Below are 21,927 nucleotides of genomic sequence, written 5' to 3'. Positions count from 1 at the left end.
ATGAAGAATGCAATATTAAGTGTGTCAGACAAAACAAATATAGAAGATTTCGCAAACAAATTAATAGAAAATGATTATAAAGTCTTTTCAACTGGTGGTACTAAAAAGGCACTTGAAAATGCTGGGATTGAAGTTTATTCAGTTTCAGAATTAACAAACTTTCCCGAAATAATGGATGGAAGAGTCAAAACTTTACATCCAGGTGTACATGGAGGTATTCTTGCAAATCGTTCTATTCCTGAACATTTAACAGCATTAAAAGAACAAGACATCGACTTAATTGACTTAGTAGTCGTAAATTTATATCCATTTAAAGAGACTGTTAAGAAAGAAGATGTAACAGAAGATGAAGCAATTGAAAACATCGATATCGGTGGACCAACTATGTTACGAGCAGCAGCTAAGAACTTCAAATTTGTTACAACAGTCGTAGATCCTTCTGATTATAATGAAGTTATTGAACGTATTGCTTCTGACAAATTAGATGAAGATTATCGTAAATCATTAATGGTAAAAGTATTTAAACATACAAATGATTATGATAATGCGATTGTTGAATTCTTTGGAAATACATCAGAAACATTAAGATATGGAGAAAACCCTCAACAAAATGCTACTTTTGTAAAGACTTCTAACGAACCGAATACATTAGCTGGCGCTAAACAATTACATGGTAAAGCTTTAAGCTTTAATAACATTAAAGATGCCGATGCAACGTTATCACTTATTAAAAAGTTTGAACAACCTGCAGCTGTTGCAGTAAAACATATGAACCCATGTGGAGTTGGTGTAGGCGCAACTATTGAAGAAGCATACGATTATGCATATGAAGCGGATTCTCAATCTATATTTGGTGGTATTGTCGCTTTAAATAGAGCTGTTACAAAGGAATTAGCTGAGAAATTACATTCTATTTTCTTGGAAGTTATTATTGCACCAAGCTATGACGAAGATGCGTTAGAAGTATTAACAGCGAAGAAGAATATTAGATTACTAGAAATTGATATGACAGAAACGGAAGATGAACAAGAATTTGTATCAGTTTCAGGTGGGTACTTAGTTCAAGATAAAGATAATGCAACATTAACGCGCGAAGAAATGAAAGTCGTTACAGATGTTGAACCAACTGAAGCACAATGGAAAGCTTTAGAACTAGGATGGAAAGTTGTCCGCTCAGTTAAAAGTAATGCTATTGTACTAGCAAATGATCACCAAACTGTTGGTGTTGGTGCTGGACAAATGAATAGAGTTGGCTCTGCAAAAATAGCAATTGAACGTGCAATTGAAATGAATGAAAATGTAGCCTTAGCTTCAGATGGATTTTTCCCAATGGGTGACACTGTAGAAACAGCTGCTAAAGCAGGTATTAAAACAATTATCCAACCAGGTGGATCTATTAAAGATCAAGATTCAATAGATATGGCAAATAAATATGGCATCAGTATGGTATTTACTGGTATGAGACACTTTAAACATTAGGAGGTCAATATGAAAGTACTTGTTATAGGATCAGGTGGAAGAGAACATGCGTTAGCTCAAAAATGTCAATCGTCTAAATTAGTAAATGAAGTCTTTGTCATTCCGGGTAATGATGCAATGGAAGAAGTTGCGACAATCGTATCGGATATTCAAGAAAATGACCATTTAGCTATAAAATCTTTTGTAGAACAAAACAATATTGAATGGGTAATAATAGGACCTGAACAACCTTTAATAGATGGTTTGACAGATGTATTAGAGGAAACAAATGCTAAAGTCTTCGGACCTAATAAAGAAGCAGCACAATTAGAAGGTTCTAAAGAATTTGCGAAAAAAATTATGGAAAAGTATGATATACCTACTGCAGAATATAAGACAATCACAACAAAAGAAGAAGCAATCAATTATGTTGAGCAGTGTAAAATACCTATCGTGCTTAAAAAAGATGGACTTGCGGCTGGAAAAGGTGTAATCGTTGCTTTAACTCGTGAAGAAGCAAGGGAAGGCGTAGAAACTTTATATCAAACACCTCATGAGAAAGTCGTATTCGAAGAGTTTCTTGATGGAGAAGAATATTCAGTTATGACATTTGTGAATCAATCATATGCAGTTCCATTTGATTGTATCGCTCAAGATCATAAACGTGCATTCGATGGTGATAAAGGACCGAATACTGGTGGTATGGGTGCATACTGTCCAGTACCTCATATTACGGACGATGTATTGGAAGAAACGAATCAAAAAATCGCACAACCTATTGCGGATGCTTTAGTGAGTGAAGGCATTAACTATTTTGGCTTGATTTATATTGGTGCAATTTTAACAAAAGAAGGACCAAAAGTAATTGAATTTAATGCAAGATTCGGTGATCCAGAGGCACAAGTATTATTGACTAAATTAGATTCTGATTTTATTGAAATATTAAACAAGGTGTATCATAAAGAACCTTTAACATTAGAATGGAAAGATGAAAGTGTTGTTGGTGTCGTATTAGCATCTAAAGGATATCCAGGTAGCTATGATAAAGGATATTCAGTTGAAGGTTTAGAGCATGTAGATCAATATTTTGTGAGTGCACTGAAGAAGAATTCAGAAGGCAAGTATGAAAATAATGGTGGACGTGTCATGATCGTTATCGGTACAGGTGACAATATTGAAGCGGCTCAAAAAAATGCATATGAACAAGTCAAATATATTAAAAGTGAACAACTATTCTATAGAAATGATATTGGACATAAAGCATTAAAAGCATATAAATCATAATTAAAGGCTGAGACAACAAAGTTTGTCTCAGCCTTTTCATTGCGCTATATTTCATTCTTTTAGGGAAAGGTATGGTCAAATATAACGCAATGTTATCGAATATCTGAAATGTGTGTTATAGGTAAATAAACATTTAATAAATATGCGATAGCAATGAGTGCAATCGTCAATAAGATGAAATATAAATCATTTTTAGTGAAAGGTACTTTATAATAGAAAGTTCTTTTGCCGTTTGTGAATCCTTTTGCTTCCATCGCAACAGCTAACCTATGAGACTTTCTTATACTTTGACTTAATGTTGGAATGAGTAAATGGTGAATCCATTTTAAGCCTTTACGATTACTTTTATCTATAACTGCATAACGCATCTTTAAAGCTTGTCTTAACTGCATAAAAGAACTAAACATAAGAGGTATCATGCGTATAGAAGCCATGAAAGCATATGCGATTTTAGGTTTTACTTTTAAATGTTGCATGAAACTATAAAACACATAAATGATTTGCGAAGTAAATGGTATAACCATGCCGTAAAATGAAATGACAAGTGTACGCATGGTTACGTGAATACCTCTCAAAAAGCTTTCTTCTGTAATATGAATAATACCAAACTTGAAAATTGTTTCATTTCCTTCACCATAAAAAATCATAAATAAGGAAGAGGTGAGTCCGAAAAATAAAGTGATAGCAATGACGATTAATAGTGGTAACCATCTCACGCCGCTCATGAAGATTAGATAAAGGAACATAATAATCGTTAAATAAAGCATGAAATCAAATTGATGAATAAATATCGCATAGAAAAATAGAGTGATACCTAATATAAGTTTCGTTAGAATATTCACATCATCAATAAAAGTACGGTATTTCTTCCAATTAGTTAACATGAGATTCACCACCGCTTACATGTAATTGCTCGTCTTTGATCGTCAATCTTCTAGTAGCATAACGATTAATAATCTCATTTTCGTGCGTAATCATTAAGATAGTTTGACCATTTTGAACGCGTTCATGAAATAATTTGATGAGTTCAAAGGTATTGTGACTGTCTAAACCGAATGTTGGCTCATCAAGTAAAATAATTTCAGAATTCGTACTTAATGCAGTTGCGACACTTAATCTTTTTTTCTGTCCTATTGATAATTCGAAAGGGTGTTGGTCTTTCACATGATTAAGTTTTAATAATGTCAACATGTCTTGGGTCTTATCATGAGCTGTTTGTTTATCTTGATAAGCATAATTGATAAATATTTCGTTATATACAGATGTTTCGATGAATTGTAATTCCGGATTTTGATATACGAAATACATATGTTTAGAAGCATCTTTTACTTTTTTGATCTGTTTATTTTTGTAAAATATTTGGCCATTATATTTAATGAGCTGCATCATCGTTTCTAAAAATGTTGTCTTACCTGTTCCATTTGGTCCAGTGATTGTAAGCCATTCGCCACTTGAAATCGTTAATTCATCTATACTAAATAGTTTTTTGTGGCCACGCAGTACATCTAACTGTTCTATATTTAACAACGGATTGTGCTCAGCAGTCTGGTTAGACAATTTTAGGGCATATTGCCATGAGTTAGGGTGCCAAACACCGTATTCATTTAAAATGTCTGTATGATGATCTAATATATCTTGAGGTGTACTATCATGTGTGATTTCACCATTTTCGTTCATTACAATGACTCTATCAACATAATTCCAAATATAATCAACTTTATGTTCTACGATTACAACAGTTTGATTTGTCCAATGTTCCATAATCAAATCCCATAATTGTGTTGTTGATTGATGATCAAGCATCGCTGTCGGTTCATCAAGAAATAACGTATTTGTATCTTGTAATAATATAGAAGCAATCGCTAATTTTTGTTTCATACCACCACTTAAACGATTGATTTTAAGTGAAGGGTCAGCATTTAAATTTACCTGTTTCATGGCATTTTTTATAAATCCGTCCATTTTATCAGGTTCGATGTTCATATTCTCAAGCACAAATGCTAATTCTTCTTTAATCTCAGGCATACAAAACTGAGTATCTGGGTCTTGGAAAATAACACCCGGAAGTGAATCGATATCGATTGAATCTACTTTCATCGGTATGTCCATCGATCTCGGTATAATACCGCTTAATACATTTAATAATGTACTTTTACCAGATCCACTTGGACCTAGTAACAGTACTTTTTCTTTATCATTAATATTGATGTTTAAATTTTTAAATATAATGCGTTCATCATCAGGATACTTTAGTCTTAAATTTTTTAGTGATAACAATTGAATAACTCCTATAATAAGTCATAATCTTTTTTAGATGCTGGTCTAAACAATTTCGTAACACCAGTTTGGTCAAGTGCTTTTACAATTGCATAGCCTAATGCACCAGCAACGATTGCACCACTTAAAATTCTAATCGTAAACATTAAAATAACATTCCATAAAGCAACGTCACCTAAGTAATTATAGAACCAATCAATTGGTAACGTAATAATACCTGCAGCCATACCAGCTATAACAGCAACTGATAATTTTCTAGATTGATATCGAACAGCTAAGAAGATGATTTCACAAGCTAAACCTTGTAATAATGCGTATACAAATGTTGGAATATCGAATTGACCCATTACAATCGTTTCGCCAGCACCGGCAGCAAATTCAGCAAGAATTGCAACACCAGGCTTTTGAATAATTAAATAAGTGACAATCGCTGCAATAAACCATACACCGTATACAGATTGTTCTAGGTGTAGACCGAGTGGTTTTAAAATTTCATAAGGTATCCATAAGAACTTATAAATGATTGCAAACAAAGCACCAATTAATACAGTTACTAAAATATCTGATAGGGTTAATCTTTTTGACATGTTAAATTCTCCTTTTAAATAAAAAAATGTGCACTCCTATATCTAAATAGAAGCGCACAAAAATATTGTTATCATTTAAAAATGAATATTATATGATTTACGAACACTTTCCTACGCTAGTATCATCTAGATCAGGTACAAAGGGTTCAGACCTTTTCATGTCTGTCTCAGTTTCAAAACACCCCTAGTGCATTTATTAATTTGTTATCCATACGATAAGTCTTATTAATCTATTTGTCAATAGTAAATCATAAAACTGAAATTAATTTCTTAAATAAATGATTTATAAGTTATTAAAATAAATTCAAAATAAAATCGGGAGCGAAATCGCAAATTTTCATACATTGCGATTTCGCTCCCGGATAGGTAATGAAATTCATTTATTCAAATGTGTCTTGTATATTTTCTTTTGTTTCATCCTGACCTTTGTTGTTGTCTTGCTTATTTTCTTGTTCTTTCTTTTTAGCTTTTTCTGCTTCTTCTTTATGCTTATCATTATGAGTCATGATAACACTCCTTTAAAATGTATGATATTATTATATACCCAACTACATATAAGTATTAAACTTCTTGCTAGTACTTGGGACTGATTTTCAATATAATTAAAGACAATTGAAAATGAAACAATTATAATGTTCAATGAGGTGAAGAACATGGCTATAAAGAAAAAAAGCTGGGAAGTTCATTTTAGTCGAATTATAGGTATATTTCTTTTGATTACTGGATTACTTATACTTTTTAATGCGCCGCGTATTAAAGACTATAATATCAAGGATTCAAGTAATATCCATATCAATAACATTTGGGACTTTTTTGTAGCTTTTTTTGATGAATTAGTAAGAATATTGCACCATTATATTGGTAACTTTCCAGTTATCGCAGCAATTATCGTATTGCTATTTGGTGTATTTGTATTATTAGTAGGACGTACTTTAAGAAGAACGACGCATTACGATTATGATATTTCTGTATTTTATATCGGACTGACAATTATTTTAATGATTGTTATTATGATGACCATGTTCCAAGTATATAGTTTTGCATCTTTCTTATTTATTATTCCATTTGCAATTCATGTGGGATATGTCGTTTATAAAAATGAGCTAAATCCAATGCATCGAAAGAAACATTACTTATGGATTATCATTTCATATGGATTATGTTATTTCATTTCACAATTTGCAATGAACCATAATATCGATGCTCAAAATGTAAAGCCTCTAGATGTTATGAGTGTTAACTTATTCTTCATTCTGTTATGGTGTCTAAGTCAAATGTCAGTTTGGATTAGTTTATATTTAAGAAGATCTTTACCAGTAAGTGATGAAGACATTGAACAATTTCATGAAGAAAGATATTCAAGAGTTAAAAATAACCGCTTAACTAGAAAAATATATACTTTAGCAGAAGGTTTTTACCAAAAATTACAGAATTTCAAACAAGCGACTTTAGAAAAATTCAATTCTGAAGAGGCAATTGCTAAAAGAAAACGTCGTAATGAAAAATGGAAAGAGATTATTAAAATCGAAGAAGACGATATTCCAAGATGGATGAGAAGACCGAAATGGTTAAAGAAAAGCTATATAGAGTGGATAAGTACTGTAGTTTTATTCTTATTTACATTTATAGAGTTTAATAACCGTAATGGTTTATTCTTATCAGGTGAATGGAAATTATCTCAAATTCAATATGTTTTTGAATGGTTAACATTATTTATTATGATGTTATTGATTATTTTATATGCATACTTCAATTACACGACAAATTATAAGAATAAAAATAATTTTGGTAAATTGTTTGTTATTTCAGCATTATTCTTTGAAATTGCAACGACATTCTTTGTTTCAGCAATTCAAACGTCACAATTTTCCGTATTTATCACACCAATTTCATTTTTACTATTATTATTTGTAACACCTGCATTTATCATTCACTTGAAAAAATCATTTTAATATCTTACACGATATAATTAGACACTTTATTGAGCGCTATGCGCTTAATAAAGTGTCTTTTATTTTATAATTTGCACGAGCAATTGCTGTATTTAAAAGTTTAAATATGTAATAAGTAAACTATTTTAATGAATTTATTCAAAAAAATGTATTGCGTGGAATAATCTTATCCTTTATACTAACTTTAGTAAGCGTTTACATATAAGGGGATCAAAACTTTCTGGGGGAAATTTTGATTAATAAAATTCGGTTAACAGAGTATTCTAAAGGGGAATACTCTGTTTTTTGGTGTTTTGAATAATATACGTTATAATATGTGAGACATTTCGAAAGGATGGCTAATATATAATGAAACAATTAATTCTCAAAAAAGGAAAAGAAGATAAATATTTAAGAGGGTATCCTCTAGTTGAAAAAGACGACGTTTTTGATATGCCTAAAATGGATGAAGGTGAATTAGTTGCACTTGTTGATGCAGGTAAAAGATTCATTGCAACTGCTTATTATGGTGAACAAAATAAAGGTATAGGCTGGGTATTATCATTAGACTCAACTGAAAAGATTGATCATAACTTTTTTGTAAAGTTATTTGAAGAAGCTAAAAATGATAGAGCATATTATGAAAATGTAGATGGTATCAATGCATATAGATTATTTAATGCTGAAGGCGATGGAATTGGTGGACTGACAATTGATCATTATGATGGTCATTTATTAGTTCAGTGGTACTCAGTAGGGATATATCGATTGAAAGATAGAATATTACCTGCAATTAAAGAAGTCTTCGATTATAAATCAATTTTTGAGAAAAGAAGATTTAAAGGAATGGAAACAGCGTCAGACTTCGTAGCGGGTGAAGCACCAGAATTTCCATATGTCATAGAAGAAAACCATATGTTCTATAATATTAATCTTGATGACGGACCTATGACAGGTATTTTCTTAGATCAAAAAGATGTTAGAAAAAAATTAAGAGACCACTATAGTCAAAATAAAGATATATTGAATTTATTTAGTTATACGGGTGCATTTTCAGTTGCAGCAAGTGAAAATGCTCGTTCAACTACAAGTGTGGATTTAGCTAATAGAGCTAGACCATTAACCGAAGCAAACTTTGGTTTAAATACAATGGATCTTAATCAGAACCATATATTTATTATGGATGTATTTGATTATTTCAAATATGCTTTAAGACATGGTTTAAGTTATGACGTTGTCGTTATTGATCCACCAAGCTTTGCACGTAATAAGAAAAAGACTTTTAGTGTTCAGAAAAACTATCCTGAATTAATTGAAGGTGCATTAGAATTATTAAACGAGAATGGTAACTTAGTGTTAAGTACAAATTCAAGTGCTTTTCCACAAAAAGCATTCAAAAAAATGATTAATCAAACATTAGATCAATTAGGTGTAGATTATACAATCTCTGATGTAATGGGATTACCTAAAGACTTCAAGAGTCATCCACACTATAAACCAAGTAAATACTTGAAAGTCGTATTCGTACAAATAAATGGTTAAAATTTCCTAGTTCGGGTATATATTATTATAATAATGTTTGAATATAATCGAACTGTGAGGAGAATGGAAACAATGGGAATTTTCGATAAAATTACGACAAAAGCAGGCAATAAAGCATTTGGTATACAAGAAATAAAGAAACGTTCTGAATTACCAACTTCACAAGAAGAATTGTTAGAACGTAGAAAAAAAGCTAAAGAACTTATTCATAAGAAGTCATTAATGTCTTCAGCTGCAAATGTAGTACCAATTCCAGGACTTGGTGTTGGTATGGATATTAAATTAATGGGCGATATCATTGAAGATATTAATAAAATTTATGGATTAAGTCATAAACAAGTTAATAAAATGCAAGATGATTTAAAACAAAAAGTTTTAACATCAGCTGCAATGAGAGGTAGCCAATTTATTGGTCAAAAAGTAACGAATGCAATGGTAAAAGTTATTTTTAGATCAGTCGTAAAAAGAGAAGCGGCAAAACAATCAAGATGGGTACCATTAGTTGGACAAGCAGTTGCTGGTTCAATTAGTTATTATTTAATGAAAAAAATGGGTGAAGATCACATTAAAAAATGTGAAACAGTCATTCAAGATTTTATAGGTGAATAAAATATTGAAAAGAAGCTAAGGCATTTTGTAATGTCTTAGCTTCTTTCCTACAATTTGTCACCTACTACGTAGTAAAATGTATTTAAAATTGGCATCACTAAATAAGCCTTTATTATTTAATAATTTTTTCAATATGTTATGATTTAAATGAATATATTATCCGTGTGGAGACATGTGATAATCATATTCTTTATTATTTATTACGAGATAATGAATGGTTTTAAGTAGTTTGTTAATGCAAGCTACTGATGCAGTCTTGTGGCCTTTGCCATTAGGCTGCTTTTTTAATTTGTAATAATATGATTTTTAAATAACCTTTGACCTAACAGGAAATTTTTAATGATTAAGTAAAATAATGATCTAGCATGTTTGTTTCCACGTTTGTTAATTTTATCTTTAAAATGTGTTTTACCGACTGATATCTTTTTATATCAATGCCTACATATGCATTCAATTGCTTATGAGAATCAAAGGATTTGATGTCACCTAATTCGCCAATAATCATTATGGCTGTTAAATCACCAATGCCAGGAATAGATTTAATTATTTTAAATTCTTCGAATTCCTCAGCTAACACTAATAACCTTTGTTTTATAGAAGCATTCCGTTTCATTAGATTTAATAAATCTTCAATCACATAAACTAATTTATCTGTTAAAAATGAATCTTTAGAAACAAATATTAAACTTGTTGAACATAACGCTAAAATTGGTACACAAATAGCAGTTGAATACACGAACCTTCAAAAATAAAGAATAATCAGCTCAAATAATTGCATACTTATGTAATATGATTGAATTGTAAGTGGTTTTTTGATATTCTTTAATCGTATAGATAAAATTTGATTTTATACAAATTTAATATAGGTATCAGAAGGAGACAATAAAAATGGAACAAAATTCATACGTAATTATTGACGAAACGGGTATTCACGCTAGACCAGCAACAATGTTAGTTCAAACTGCATCTAAATTTGATTCAGATGTACAATTAGAATATAACGCTAAAAAAGTTAACTTAAAATCAATTATGGGTGTAATGAGCCTAGGTGTTGGTAAAGATGCTGAAATTACTATCTACGCTGAGGGTAGTGATGAGAAAGAAGCTATCGAAGCAATTACTGAAGTATTATCTAAAGAAGGATTAACTAAATAATGTCTGAATTATTAAAAGGTATAGCTGCATCTGATGGTGTGGCTATTAGTAAAGCATATTTATTAGTTGAACCTGACTTATCGTTTTCAAGCGAAAATATCAGCGATGTAGACGGCGAAGTTGAAAAGTTTAAAGCGGCTGTTAATCAATCAAAAGTTGAATTAACTCAAATTCGTAATAATGCTGAAAAACAACTTGGTGCAGATAAAGCTGCGATTTTTGATGCGCATTTATTAGTGTTAGAAGATCCAGAATTATTAAATCCAATTGAAGAAAATATTCGCAATAACAAAGTAAATGCACCTACTGCATTAAATGAAGTATCAACAAACTTCATTACAATCTTTGAAAATATGGATAATGAATACATGAAAGAACGTGCGGCAGATATTCGTGACGTTTCTAAACGTATTTTGGCACATATTTTAGGTGTAGAATTACCAAATCCTAGTATGATCAATGAAAGCGTTATTATTGTAGGTGAAGATTTAACACCATCTGACACTGCGCAACTTAACAAAGAGTTTGTTAAAGGTTTTGCGACAAATATCGGTGGAAGAACTTCACACTCAGCAATAATGAGTCGTTCATTAGAAATTCCAGCTGTTGTAGGAACTAAAGATATTACTGATCGCGTAAACCATGGTGATAGTTTAATCATTGATGGTTTATCTGGTGATGTAATCATTAACCCAACAGATGACGAAGTTCAAGCATACGAACAAAAACAGAAAAACTTCTTAGCTGAAAAAGAAGAATTAGCTAAACTAGTTAATGATGAATCTGTTTCTAAAGATGGTGTTCATGTAGAATTAGCTGCGAATATTGGTACACCTAATGACTTAGAAGGTGTTAAAAATAACGGCGCAGAAGGTATCGGTTTATACCGTACTGAATTCTTATACATGGGTAGAGACAATATGCCTTCAGAAGAAGAACAATTTGAAGCATATAGTAAAGTCTTAAAAGAAATGGACGGCAAACGTGTTGTCGTTCGTACTTTAGACATAGGTGGAGATAAAGAATTATCTTACCTAAACTTACCTAAAGAAATGAACCCATTCTTAGGATATAGAGCGATTCGTTTATGTTTAGATCAAACTGATATCTTTAGAACACAATTAAGAGCTTTATTACGCGCTTCTGAATTTGGTAAGTTAAATATCATGTTCCCAATGATTGCAACTATCAAAGAATTTAGAGACGCTAAAGCAATCTTACTTGAAGAAAAAGAAAAATTAGTTTCTGAAGGTGTTAACGTTGCGGATGATATCGAAATCGGTATTATGGTAGAAATTCCATCTACTGCAGCACTTGCAGACATCTTCGCTAAAGAAGTTGATTTCTTCAGTATTGGTACGAATGATTTAATCCAATATACAATGGCTGCTGACCGTATGTCTGAGCGTGTTTCTTACTTATACCAACCATATAACCCTGCAATTCTTCGCTTAGTTAAGCAAGTAATTGAAGCTTCTCATAAAGAAGGTAAATGGACTGGTATGTGTGGAGAAATGGCTGGAGACAACACAGCAATTCCATTATTACTTGGATTAGGTTTAGATGAATTCTCTATGAGTGCGACAAGTATTCTAAAAGCTAGAAAACAAATCAAACAATTAGATCAAAAAGAAATGCAAGAATTAGCGAACAAAGCAATTAACTGTGCAACAGAAGAAGAAGTTGTAGAACTCGTTAATCAAATTCTTTAAAATTAAAAAACAGAGCAGTTATCTCTTAACATTAAGTAGATAACTGCTCTGTTTTTATATGTGAATGATTTTTTCAGACTTTATTGAGATTGCAAGTTGAATATCGCAATTTCAGGTGAACAAAATATTCTAATAGGAAGTCTTGTCATACCTATGCCTTGATTAACATAAAGGTATTGTCCAGTTCTAATTTGATATAAACCTTGTTTATATACTTTTCCATAAGTTGGTGTATAAATAGCGCCAATCTTAGGGAGTCGAACTTGACCACCATGTGTATGTCCAGAAAGTACTAAGTGGATGTTTGGATCTAATAATTTAACTTTATCTGGTTCATGTACGAGTCCAATTCGAAAGTCTATACGACAATTAGGTACTTGGAATGAACTGCTAAAGTTAGGTTGACCAAAACATAAATCATCAATGCCATTAATCTGAATATTACCGTCAGGTGTATTGACAACGTAAGAACTGTTCAACAAGACTTCAAAACCCGATTTATTCATAATATCTAATACCGTATGAATACCGTTTGAACCGTAATCGTGGTTGCCTGGAACAAAAAACTTTCCATATTTTGATTGAACTGTACGAAATAAAGGTATAACTAGATAAGGGTCAAATGAAATTTGAGCAATATCATCAAAACAATCACCTGTGAAACAAACAATATCTGCTTCTTGCTCATTGATAAGACGTACAAGTTGATATAAATTTTCTAAATTAGAATAATAACCTAAATGCAAATCTGTTATATGAATGAGTTTCAGATTTGATTTTAAGTTTGTATCAATAGAATGTGTGGTGACTTTAATTTTAGAACTTGGAAATTGAATTTTCATTAATGAATGCCTAATGCTTTATTAAAAGATTCTATATCAACTTGATAAAAAACTTCTCCATTAATGAGAACAGTAGGTGTTGAAAAACTGTCTAGATCGATAAGTTCGTTTTTAAATTGTTTGTTTTTTATATTTTTTTCTGTAAACGGAATTTCTTTTTCATTAAAATATTGTTTTACAAATTGGCAAGGGGGACACTGGTCTTGTGTATAAATTGTAACTTCACTCATAGCTTTCACCTCAACTTTATATAGACATATTATAAATGATTTTTTAAAGCGTTCAATTATTATGTCCTATTTTGCCATTAATTTGTCATTACTTTGTAAATGTTAAACATTTCACAAATGATTAAAGTGTTGTATAATAAGATTAAATTGTGATGTATATCACAAACGTTGAATGGAGGAATATTATGGATGCAGTAGTTATAAGTCGTTTACTAACTGCTATGACATTGGGATTCCATATCATTTTTGCAACAATTGGTGTGGGAATCCCATTAATGTTTGCAATTGCTGAATTTATAGGTATTAAGAACAATAATCCTATGTATATAGCAATGGCAAAACGTTGGTCTAAAGGTTATACGATTACTGTAGCGGTCGGAGTAGTTACGGGAACAATTATTGGTCTACAATTATCATTATTGTGGCCAGCATTTATGCAATTAGGTGGGCAAGTTATTGCGCTACCATTATTTATGGAAACATTCGCCTTTTTCTTTGAGGCTATTTTCTTAAGTATTTATTTATATACGTGGGATAGATTCAAAGGTAAATGGACGCACTTTTTAATTACATTACCAGTCATTATTGGTGGTACATTCTCAGCGTTCTTTATTACATCTGTGAATTCTTTCATGAATACGCCAAATGGATTTGATTTTATCAATGGAAAATTGATGAACATTGATCCAATTGCTGCGATGTTTAATGCATCATTCGGTATTAGAGCATTTCACGTTATAGCGACTGCGTTTATGACAGCTGCATTTATTTTAGCAAGTATAGCAGCATATCGTTTGATTAAGAATAAATTTATAGACGATAAAGAATATCATAAAAAAGCTCTTAAACTTACAATGATAGTTGGTTTAATTGCGAGTTTACTTGCAATGTTAGCAGGCGATTTATCAGCTAAGTTCTTACATCAAGAACAACCTGAAAAATTAGCAGCTATGGAGTGGCATTTTGAAAGTGAATCAAAAGCAGACCTAGTATTATTTGGGGTAGTAGATGAAGATAAACAAGAAGTTAAAGGTGCTATTAAAATTCCTGGCGCTTTAAGTTTCTTATCAGATAGTAATTTTAATACTGAAGTTAAAGGATTAAACGAATTTAAGAGTGATGAAACACCACCACTTATCATTCACTATTTCTTTGATTTGATGGTATTCTTTGGTGTGTATTGTTTTGTCGTTTCAGCTTTATTTGTCGTATTAAAATGGGTGAAAAAATGGTCACAATATAGTAAACCAATCTTATATTTAGCAGTATTAACTGGACCTCTTGCAATGCTTGCAATTGAATTTGGTTGGTTCTTAGCTGAGATGGGTAGACAACCTTGGATATTAAGAGGTTACTTAAAAGTTGCAGAAGCTGCAACAAATGCTGATGGACTTGCACTTGTATTCATTGCATTCGCAATACTTTATTTAGTTCTTGGTATTTCATCAAGTTATGTACTTATTAGAATGTTTAGTCACAGCAAAGCGACTGATGATGTGAACAAAATAATAGACAGAAAGGGTGAAGTATAATGGATTATCAACATATAGGTATTACAGTGCTTTGGCTCTTTCTGTTTGGTTACATTATTATTGGTGCGATTGATTTTGGTGCAGGATTCTTCGCATTTCACGCTAAATTAACGAAGCAAGATCATATTATCAATAACTTGATTTCTAGATATTTAAACCCAGTTTGGGAAGTAACAAATGTGTTCTTCGTATTCTTCTTTGTAGGAATAGTTGGATTCTTCCCAGACTCTGCATATTATTTCGGGTCAACATTATTAATACCTGGTAGTATTGCATTAATTTTACTAACCATTCGTGGTAGCTTTTACGCATTTGAAAACTATGGACAAGATAGTAAGTTATCATGGTTATTCTTATATGGTGGAACAGGTTTACTGATTCCAGCATCATTATCAACAATTTTAACAATTGCTGAAGGTGGCTATATTAAAGAAACAAGTGATGGCGTTCACCTACAGTGGGTTGATTTATTATTAAGTCCATATGCATGGGCAGTTGTATTTTTAGCAATTATCTCAGTGTTATATATTTCATCAGGATTTTTAACATTTTATGCGAATAAAGCTAAAGATTCTGAAGCATATCATTTATTGAGACAGTGGTTCCTTATATGGGCAATTCCGATGATCATCATTTGTCAGTTCGTTTTCTTATCATTAAGACAACATAATGAAACGCATTTTAATAATGCAGTCGGTAGTTATTGGTGGTTATTCGGTTTAAGTATTATATTCTTTATCATTGCTGTTGGATTGATATACTTTAAAAAAGCACACGGCGTTGCATTTATCATGATATTATTACAATTCGGTACAGCATTCTTCGGATATGGTGTAAGTAAATTACCGTATATTTTAGATCCGTTTATCAATATTGATAAAGCAGTTGTGAACGATCAAATGGCATTAATGCTTGTAATCGTATTTATTTTAGGTTTACTTTTACTCGTGCCATCGCTTATATTATTATTAAGATTATTTATCTTTGATGCTGATTACGTTAAAGGTAAAAAATAAGATTATTATAAAGTATGGAGGCATATCATGAGTAGGGAGTATGTAGTTATAGGTTTAGGCCGATTTGGCGGAAGTATTGTAAGAGAGCTCAATGCTTTAGATATGGATGTAATGGCCATTGATGCAGATGAAGCAAGAGTGAATGAGTTCAGTGATATCGCCACACATGCAGTGATTGCAGATACAACAGATGAAGCGGTCATGAAAAGTTTAGGTATACGCAATTTCGATCATGTCATTGTTGCGATAGGTGAGAATATACAAGCAAGTACGTTGACAACATTAATTCTTAAAGAATTAGGTGTTAAAAAAGTTACTGCTAAAGCTCAGAACGATTATCACGCTAAAATTTTGAATAAAATAGGTGCGGATACTGTTGTCCATCCAGAAAGAGATATGGGTCGTCGTATCGCACATAATGTTGCTAGCGCATCTGTACTAGACTACTTAGAACTCTCTGATGAGTATTCAATTGTAGAAATTAAAGCAGGAGAAAGACTTGCTGGTAGTTCTATATTAGAATTGGATGTACGTGCAAATTACGGTATAAATATCATTGCAGTTAAAAGAGGTAAAGATATCATCGTAGCACCAGATCCAAATGAAAATATTGAATTTCATGATATATTAATCGTGATAGGTCATGACAATGATTTAAATAGATTTGAGAAAAAATTAGTAAACGAATAAAATAACACCCGTAATTTTTAGAAATTACGGGTGTTTTAATGTTTTATTTAATTTTCATGATAATTGGTAAAATCATTGGTTTACGAGCTGTTTTTTCGTATAAATAAGGTTGTAAAGCTTCAGTAATTGTAGATTTAACGTGATGCCATTCTACTTTATCATTATTGTTTAGCTTTTCAATAACAGCTTTTTTGATTAATCGTTGTGCATCGTAAATTAAATGACCTGATTCTCTCATATATACAAATCCTCTAGAGATGATATCTGGACCTGAGAGTAGTTGTTTCGTTTTGAAATCTATACTTACAACAACTATTACAAGACCTTCTTCAGAAAGGACTTTACGGTCTTTAATTACGACATTACCGATATCTCCAATTCCGCTACCATCAACAAATACATTTCCTGATGGAATACGACCAGCATATCTTGCAGAATCTTTTGTAAGTGCAAGGACATCGCCAATTTCATATACGAAGATATTATCTGGATCTACACCACAGTTCACACCAGTTTCACTATGTTTCTTAAGCATTCTATATTCACCATGAATCGGCATAAAATATTTAGGCTTAATTAAACGTAACATTAATTTTTGTTCATCTTGTGAACCGTGACCTGAAGTATGAATGTTTGATAATTTACCATGAATAACATCAGCGCCAGCTTTGTATAAAGCGTTGATTGTTCTATTTACACTCTTAGTGTTACCTGGAATAGGTGATGAACTGAATACAACTGTATCATCTGGAATAATGCTGATTTGTCTATGTGTACCATTAGCAATTCTTGATAATGCTGCCATTGGTTCACCTTGAGAACCTGTACATAAAATAAGAATTTCATGCTTAGGAACGGTATTAATTTTGTTAGGTTCAATAAATGTTTCAGGTGGTACTTTAATATAACCTAATTCTGTACCAATTTTAATATTGTTCTCCATTGAACGACCGAAGACAACGATCTTACGATTGTATTTAACGGCTGCTTCAACAGCTTGCTGAACTCTATAAATATTAGAAGCAAATGTTGCAAAAATAATTCTACCAGAACATTTACGGAAAATCTCATCGACGTTTTGTCCAACTTCCTTTTCACTTAATGTAAAGTTAGGAACTTCAGAGTTTGTAGAGTCTGATAACAAACATAATACGCCTTCTTCACCAAGTTGAGCCATTTTGGCAATATTTGCAGGTTTACCAACAGGTGTGAAATCAAATTTGAAGTCACCTGTATGAACGATTTTACCTTCTGGTGTATCTGCAATAATCCCGTATGCTTCTGGAATACTATGAGTTGTTAAATAAAATGAAATCTTGAAATGTTTAAATTCAAATTCTGAATCTTCATCAATTTCATTTAATTGAGCAGTCTTCAATAAATTGTGTTCTTCCAATTTATTTCTAATAAGACCTAAAGCAAGTGGTCCACTATAAATCGGAACATTCATTTGTTTTAATAAAAATGGGACACCACCAATATGGTCTTCGTGTCCATGAGTGATAAATAAAGCTTTCACTTTATGTTTATTTTGAATTAAGTACGTATAATCTGGTATCACGTAATCGATACCAAGAAGATCGTCATCAGGGAATTTAATACCTGCATCGATGACAATGATTTCATCTTGATATTCGAGGGCGTACGTGTTTTTACCAATTTCACCGAGACCACCCAGTGCGTATACGCCTACTTCATTTTTTTGTAAAGGCTTCATTTAGATTGTCTCCACATTAAAGTGATCTGATTTCTTTTCATATTCTAAATGAGCGCCCTCTAATTTTTGGACAAATTCGATATTGTAATTACGGTCAGATAAATATCTTCTAACTTGTTCTTCAGTTTGTCCTTCGAAATATTTTGTTTGTGTACTTTCACGTACGATTACTTCACTTTTGTCTTCTTGATAAAATACTTTAAATACTGCCATATATAAATCCTCCTAGGTTAATTAACATAAATAAAGCCCTAGTTTTTAAGTCTAGGGTTTGTCAATTTCGAAATTTGATTCCCGTACATTTTTAAAAGTAATTATATGAAAATATATAAATACCTTTTTAATAAGTTCATTTTACATGATAATTAGAGATAAATAAAGATATTTAACTAAATCTTTCATATATATTGATTATCAACTAGAATAGAGATAAGGAGGCGATGAAAGTTGAATAAGAAATTAATATTTTTCGATATAGATGGTACAATCTATGATGAAAACAAAGAAATTCCAGAATCAACTATTGATGCGATAAAAAAATTAAAAGAAGCTGGCCATATCGTCGCAATTGCAACAGGAAGAGCACCGTATATGTTTAAAGAAGTTATTAAAGAAACAGGTATTGATACTTTTGTTTCGTTAAACGGACAAATTGTTGTATATAATGGAGAAATTATAAGTAAATATCCATTAAATAAAGAGGAACTTATGAGTATAGTAGACAAAGCACATGCGAATAATCATCCACTAGTATTTTTCGGTGAAACAGCAGTATATGCAAATGTAGAAAGTGATAACGACATTTCTGAAAGTCTTGGAACATTAAAGATGGATTACCCAGAATATCACAATACATATTATCTTGATCACCCAGTGTATCAAGCACTTATTTTCCATGCTGATGATGAAGATGACAAGTACGATAATCAATTCAATGCATTGAAGTTCTATAGATGGCATCCACTAAGTAGAGATGTAGTGCCAAATGATCGTTCTAAAGCAGAAGGCATAAAAGAACTCAGTGATAAATTAGGATTCCCATTAAGTGAAGTAGTTGCATTCGGTGATGGACCAAATGATGTAGAAATGATCACTGAAGTAGGGTGTGGTGTAGCAATGGGGAATGCCGTTGACGCACTAAAAGAAGTTTGTGATTTTGAAACGAAACATGTAAGTGAAAATGGTATATACTATGCATGTATAGAATTAGGATTGATAGATGAATAGGATGTGAATTTTATGGATAAGGTCGAACGCATCATCAAAACAATCGATGCAGAAAAAAACAGATCTGACAAACAATTTAAAGGAATAGAATTTAATATTCGAAAAAATGAAGTTGTAATGATCTATAACTATGATGAAATGATTAATAATGTTAAACAAGATCCACATTACATTCGACATAACAAAGATCCAGAATGGTTAAGTTTGGATGAATTAACCGCTATTCAAAAAGCATTAAAAGAAAAAAATATTCATTTCATCGAACGAAGAGATGAATTTATGTAATGAACAAAATTATGAAACAGAAAAAGGGAGCGGGACAGAAATCTAATTTGTAAAAAAGGTTTCGTAGTCCCGCCCGGCAAGGATGACTAGAATTGGAAAAAGCTTGGTACAAGCGTATTTTCAATTCAGTCATCTACTGCCAAGATACTACAAGAGGCTAAGACATTACATTATGTCCCAGCCTCTTTTTTGATAAGAGAGAAAGAACGGTGATGTGCGAGTTAGGGACAGAATTCCGAGAAATGTCCGTAAGAATGGTCCGCCTAATTACCAGAATTCAGAATAATGGAAGATACAGCGTTCTAATTACCAGAATTCAAAATAATGAAATTAAAAAGAGCGAATACCGACTGAATGGTATTCGCTCTTTTATCATCATACTTATTAATTAATTTCTACTGCATCATCGAGTGGTTTGAATGGATCTTCTTCATTAATATAGTCATAGAACATGATGCCATTTAAATGATCGATTTCGTGTTGCAATACGATTGCTGGATATCCTTTGAATCTTTTCTTAAATGGATTTCCTTCTATATCGTATGCTTGAATTGTTATTTTATAATTACGATGAACAAGTCCTGGTTTAGCTTCGTCTACACTTAAGCATCCTTCTCCGCCATTTAAATATGCTTTTTGTACGCTATGGCTTACGATTTTAGGATTGATAAGTTGAAGTTCGATTTGGTTTCCTTTTCCGTCATCTTGTATATATACAGCTAACATTTTTTTAGAAACATTGATTTGTGGAGCGGCTAGTCCTACGCCAGAACGTAATTTGTATTTTTTAGCAAGATCTTCATCTTGAGAGTTCTTTAGGAATTCCATCATTTCATTTAATGTTTCTTTGTCTTCAGTCGATACTGGTAATTCTACTTCTTCGGCTTTCTTTCTAAGAGTTTCGTGGCCGTCACGAATAATATTTTCCATCGTTATCATTTACATGCACCTTCCTCATATAAAATATTATCAAAAACTGGTCATTTTTACATCTATTATTAATTGTATAAATAAAAAAAACAGAGTAACATATTGATAGGATTAAAAGGAGGAATTACCAATGATTGGCAAGAAATTTGTAACATTAACATTAGCGACTTCAATAATTTTAACAGCATGTGGTCAATCTAAAGAATCACTTGAATCTTTTTATAACAAAGTTGAAAAAGCAAATAAAGAAGAAAAAGTTATTGTTGATTTAAATGAGAAAATGACTAAGGCAGAAAAAGATAAAGTTCAAAAAATCGAAGCATTAAATAAAGCTAAAAATGATGACTTTAAAGCAAAAGCGCAAGAATTAACTGACGGTATAAAAGATAGAGAAGAAATTGTAAAAGATGAAAAAGCTGCAATGAAGAAATCTAAGGACATTTATGATTCATCTAAAAAAGACTATAAAAATATAGAAGATGAAGAACAATTGAAAGAAGCTAAAGATTTAAAGAATGCATTAGATGAAAAGTATAAACTACATAATGAAGTAATGAATGCCTATCAAGAAGTATTAAAAACTGAAAAAGATTTATTTAGTTATCTATCAAAAGACAATGCTACACAAAAAGGTGCAAATGATCGTTCTTCTAAATTAACTGAAGTTAATAAAAAGACTGAAAAAGTTGTAACAGATTATCAAAACACTTTAAGAAAAGTACAACAAGAAAAGAAAGATGTTTCAGCTATTTTAGATAAATAATTTGTATTAGTACAGCTAATATTATGTTTTAGTACAGTTACATAAAAACCTTTAATTTGTGGGGTTTTTAAGATGTTAGTATTTTTTATTTAACAGTAAAACAGTTTTGTGTTAGAATGATTAAGAAATGATTATTTAAT

At 31.5% G+C, this 21,927-nt stretch carries 23 protein-coding genes and 1 riboswitch; of the genes, 13 read left to right on the top strand and 10 right to left on the bottom strand.

What is annotated here, in order from left to right:
• Both purH and purD read left to right on the top strand, forming a co-directional pair.
• Positions 1-1,479, top strand: coding sequence for a bifunctional phosphoribosylaminoimidazolecarboxamide formyltransferase/IMP cyclohydrolase (purH, locus tag LQ693_RS03560; protein ID WP_198472266.1), 1,479 nt, complete (start codon positions 1-3; stop codon positions 1,477-1,479).
• Positions 1,480-1,488: 9 nt separating this feature from the next.
• Positions 1,489-2,742, top strand: coding sequence for a phosphoribosylamine--glycine ligase (gene purD, locus LQ693_RS03555; RefSeq protein ID WP_025905197.1), 1,254 nt, complete (start codon positions 1,489-1,491; stop codon positions 2,740-2,742).
• A 92-nt stretch (positions 2,743-2,834) separates the two neighbouring features.
• Here purD and LQ693_RS03550 read toward each other — a convergent pair whose 3' ends face one another.
• The 4 genes from LQ693_RS03550 to LQ693_RS13665 all read right to left on the bottom strand — a co-directional run bounded on the left by LQ693_RS03550 (position 2,835) and on the right by LQ693_RS13665 (position 6,112).
• A complete protein-coding gene (locus LQ693_RS03550) occupies positions 2,835-3,626 on the bottom strand; it encodes an energy-coupling factor transporter transmembrane component T family protein (protein WP_198472265.1) in 792 nt (263 codons plus the stop codon).
• A complete protein-coding gene (locus tag LQ693_RS03545; RefSeq protein ID WP_107565719.1) occupies positions 3,616-5,019 on the bottom strand; it encodes an ABC transporter ATP-binding protein in 1,404 nt (467 codons plus the stop codon). The genes LQ693_RS03550 and LQ693_RS03545 overlap by 11 nt, the downstream gene beginning before the upstream one ends.
• Before the next feature lie 11 nt (positions 5,020-5,030).
• Positions 5,031-5,606, bottom strand: coding sequence for an ECF transporter S component (locus tag LQ693_RS03540; RefSeq protein ID WP_025905194.1), 576 nt, complete (start codon positions 5,604-5,606; stop codon positions 5,031-5,033).
• A 91-nt stretch (positions 5,607-5,697) separates the two neighbouring features.
• Positions 5,698-5,802: riboswitch (TPP riboswitch) on the bottom strand.
• A gap of 184 nt (positions 5,803-5,986) precedes the next feature.
• Entirely contained in the window at positions 5,987-6,112 is a 126-nt protein-coding gene (locus LQ693_RS13665; RefSeq protein WP_255201038.1) for a hypothetical protein, read from the bottom strand.
• A 147-nt stretch (positions 6,113-6,259) separates the two neighbouring features.
• On the opposite strand from LQ693_RS13665, the gene auxA reads away from it, so the two are divergent.
• The 3 genes from auxA to LQ693_RS03525 all read left to right on the top strand — a co-directional run bounded on the left by auxA (position 6,260) and on the right by LQ693_RS03525 (position 9,688).
• A complete protein-coding gene (gene auxA, locus LQ693_RS03535; RefSeq protein ID WP_107572797.1) occupies positions 6,260-7,558 on the top strand; it encodes a lipoteichoic acid stability factor AuxA in 1,299 nt (432 codons plus the stop codon).
• 348 nt (positions 7,559-7,906) lie between these two features.
• A complete protein-coding gene (locus tag LQ693_RS03530) occupies positions 7,907-9,079 on the top strand; it encodes a class I SAM-dependent rRNA methyltransferase (RefSeq protein WP_239703070.1) in 1,173 nt (390 codons plus the stop codon).
• 72 nt (positions 9,080-9,151) lie between these two features.
• The gene (locus LQ693_RS03525) at positions 9,152-9,688 is read left to right on the top strand and encodes a hypothetical protein (protein ID WP_025905191.1); all 537 of its coding nucleotides are present in this window, start codon (positions 9,152-9,154) and stop codon (positions 9,686-9,688) included.
• A 343-nt stretch (positions 9,689-10,031) separates the two neighbouring features.
• Here the strand turns inward: LQ693_RS03525 and LQ693_RS13740 are convergent, their stop codons facing one another.
• Positions 10,032-10,424: a transposase gene (locus LQ693_RS13740; RefSeq protein WP_239703071.1), complete on the bottom strand. Its 393-nt coding sequence runs from the start codon at positions 10,422-10,424 to the stop codon at positions 10,032-10,034.
• Between the two features lie 152 nt (positions 10,425-10,576).
• On the opposite strand from LQ693_RS13740, the gene LQ693_RS03515 reads away from it, so the two are divergent.
• Positions 10,577-10,843 carry a phosphocarrier protein HPr gene (locus LQ693_RS03515; RefSeq protein WP_016912884.1) on the top strand — a complete coding sequence of 89 codons (267 nt, stop codon included), beginning with the start codon at positions 10,577-10,579 and terminating at the stop codon, positions 10,841-10,843.
• On the top strand, positions 10,843-12,555 hold the full coding sequence (gene ptsP, locus LQ693_RS03510; protein ID WP_103361907.1) for a phosphoenolpyruvate--protein phosphotransferase: 1,713 nt from the start codon (positions 10,843-10,845) through the stop codon (positions 12,553-12,555). The genes LQ693_RS03515 and ptsP overlap by 1 nt, the downstream gene beginning before the upstream one ends.
• Positions 12,556-12,635: 80 nt before the next feature.
• On the opposite strand, the gene LQ693_RS03505 is transcribed toward ptsP, so the two are convergent.
• Together LQ693_RS03505 and LQ693_RS03500 are read right to left on the bottom strand one after the other, a co-directional pair.
• Positions 12,636-13,397 (bottom strand): metallophosphoesterase, encoded by a 762-nt coding sequence (locus LQ693_RS03505; protein ID WP_107565765.1) that lies wholly within the window; start codon positions 13,395-13,397, stop codon positions 12,636-12,638.
• A complete protein-coding gene (locus LQ693_RS03500) occupies positions 13,397-13,627 on the bottom strand; it encodes a glutaredoxin family protein (protein WP_107565766.1) in 231 nt (76 codons plus the stop codon). The genes LQ693_RS03505 and LQ693_RS03500 overlap by 1 nt, the downstream gene beginning before the upstream one ends.
• Positions 13,628-13,812: 185 nt before the next feature.
• On the opposite strand from LQ693_RS03500, the gene LQ693_RS03495 reads away from it, so the two are divergent.
• From LQ693_RS03495 to LQ693_RS03485, 3 genes are read left to right on the top strand one after another with little or no spacing between them, the layout of a single operon-like run.
• A complete protein-coding gene (locus LQ693_RS03495) occupies positions 13,813-15,159 on the top strand; it encodes a cytochrome ubiquinol oxidase subunit I (protein WP_037587409.1) in 1,347 nt (448 codons plus the stop codon).
• Positions 15,159-16,175, top strand: coding sequence for a cytochrome d ubiquinol oxidase subunit II (locus LQ693_RS03490; protein WP_037587410.1), 1,017 nt, complete (start codon positions 15,159-15,161; stop codon positions 16,173-16,175). The genes LQ693_RS03495 and LQ693_RS03490 overlap by 1 nt, the downstream gene beginning before the upstream one ends.
• 27 nt (positions 16,176-16,202) lie before the next feature.
• A complete protein-coding gene (locus LQ693_RS03485) occupies positions 16,203-16,865 on the top strand; it encodes a potassium channel family protein (RefSeq protein WP_025905183.1) in 663 nt (220 codons plus the stop codon).
• A gap of 43 nt (positions 16,866-16,908) precedes the next feature.
• Here LQ693_RS03485 and rnjA read toward each other — a convergent pair whose 3' ends face one another.
• Together rnjA and LQ693_RS03475 are read right to left on the bottom strand one after the other, a co-directional pair.
• Positions 16,909-18,582, bottom strand: coding sequence for a ribonuclease J1 (gene rnjA, locus LQ693_RS03480; protein WP_107565767.1), 1,674 nt, complete (start codon positions 18,580-18,582; stop codon positions 16,909-16,911).
• Entirely contained in the window at positions 18,583-18,795 is a 213-nt protein-coding gene (locus LQ693_RS03475) for a DNA-dependent RNA polymerase subunit epsilon (RefSeq protein WP_025905181.1), read from the bottom strand.
• 234 nt (positions 18,796-19,029) lie between these two features.
• Between LQ693_RS03475 and LQ693_RS03470 the strand changes: the two genes are divergently transcribed.
• Complete coding sequence (locus LQ693_RS03470) at positions 19,030-19,809, top strand: Cof-type HAD-IIB family hydrolase (protein ID WP_107565768.1); 780 nt, start codon at positions 19,030-19,032, stop codon at positions 19,807-19,809.
• Positions 19,810-19,821: 12 nt separating this feature from the next.
• The gene (locus LQ693_RS03465) at positions 19,822-20,094 is read left to right on the top strand and encodes a hypothetical protein (RefSeq protein ID WP_025905179.1); all 273 of its coding nucleotides are present in this window, start codon (positions 19,822-19,824) and stop codon (positions 20,092-20,094) included.
• A 384-nt stretch (positions 20,095-20,478) separates the two neighbouring features.
• Here the strand turns inward: LQ693_RS03465 and def are convergent, their stop codons facing one another.
• Positions 20,479-21,033: a peptide deformylase gene (def, locus tag LQ693_RS03460; RefSeq protein ID WP_025905178.1), complete on the bottom strand. Its 555-nt coding sequence runs from the start codon at positions 21,031-21,033 to the stop codon at positions 20,479-20,481.
• 121 nt (positions 21,034-21,154) lie between these two features.
• On the opposite strand from def, the gene LQ693_RS03455 reads away from it, so the two are divergent.
• Positions 21,155-21,787 carry a YkyA family protein gene (locus LQ693_RS03455; RefSeq protein ID WP_103360508.1) on the top strand — a complete coding sequence of 211 codons (633 nt, stop codon included), beginning with the start codon at positions 21,155-21,157 and terminating at the stop codon, positions 21,785-21,787.
• The last annotated feature ends 140 nt before the right edge of the window (positions 21,788-21,927 follow it).

This window comes from Mammaliicoccus sp. B-M6, from assembly GCF_022386965.1.
Taxonomy (GTDB): Bacteria; Bacillota; Bacilli; order Staphylococcales; family Staphylococcaceae; genus Mammaliicoccus; species Mammaliicoccus sciuri_A.
The sequence above is the reverse complement of the archived record's forward strand: the minus strand, read 5'-3'. Positions and strand labels throughout refer to the sequence as shown.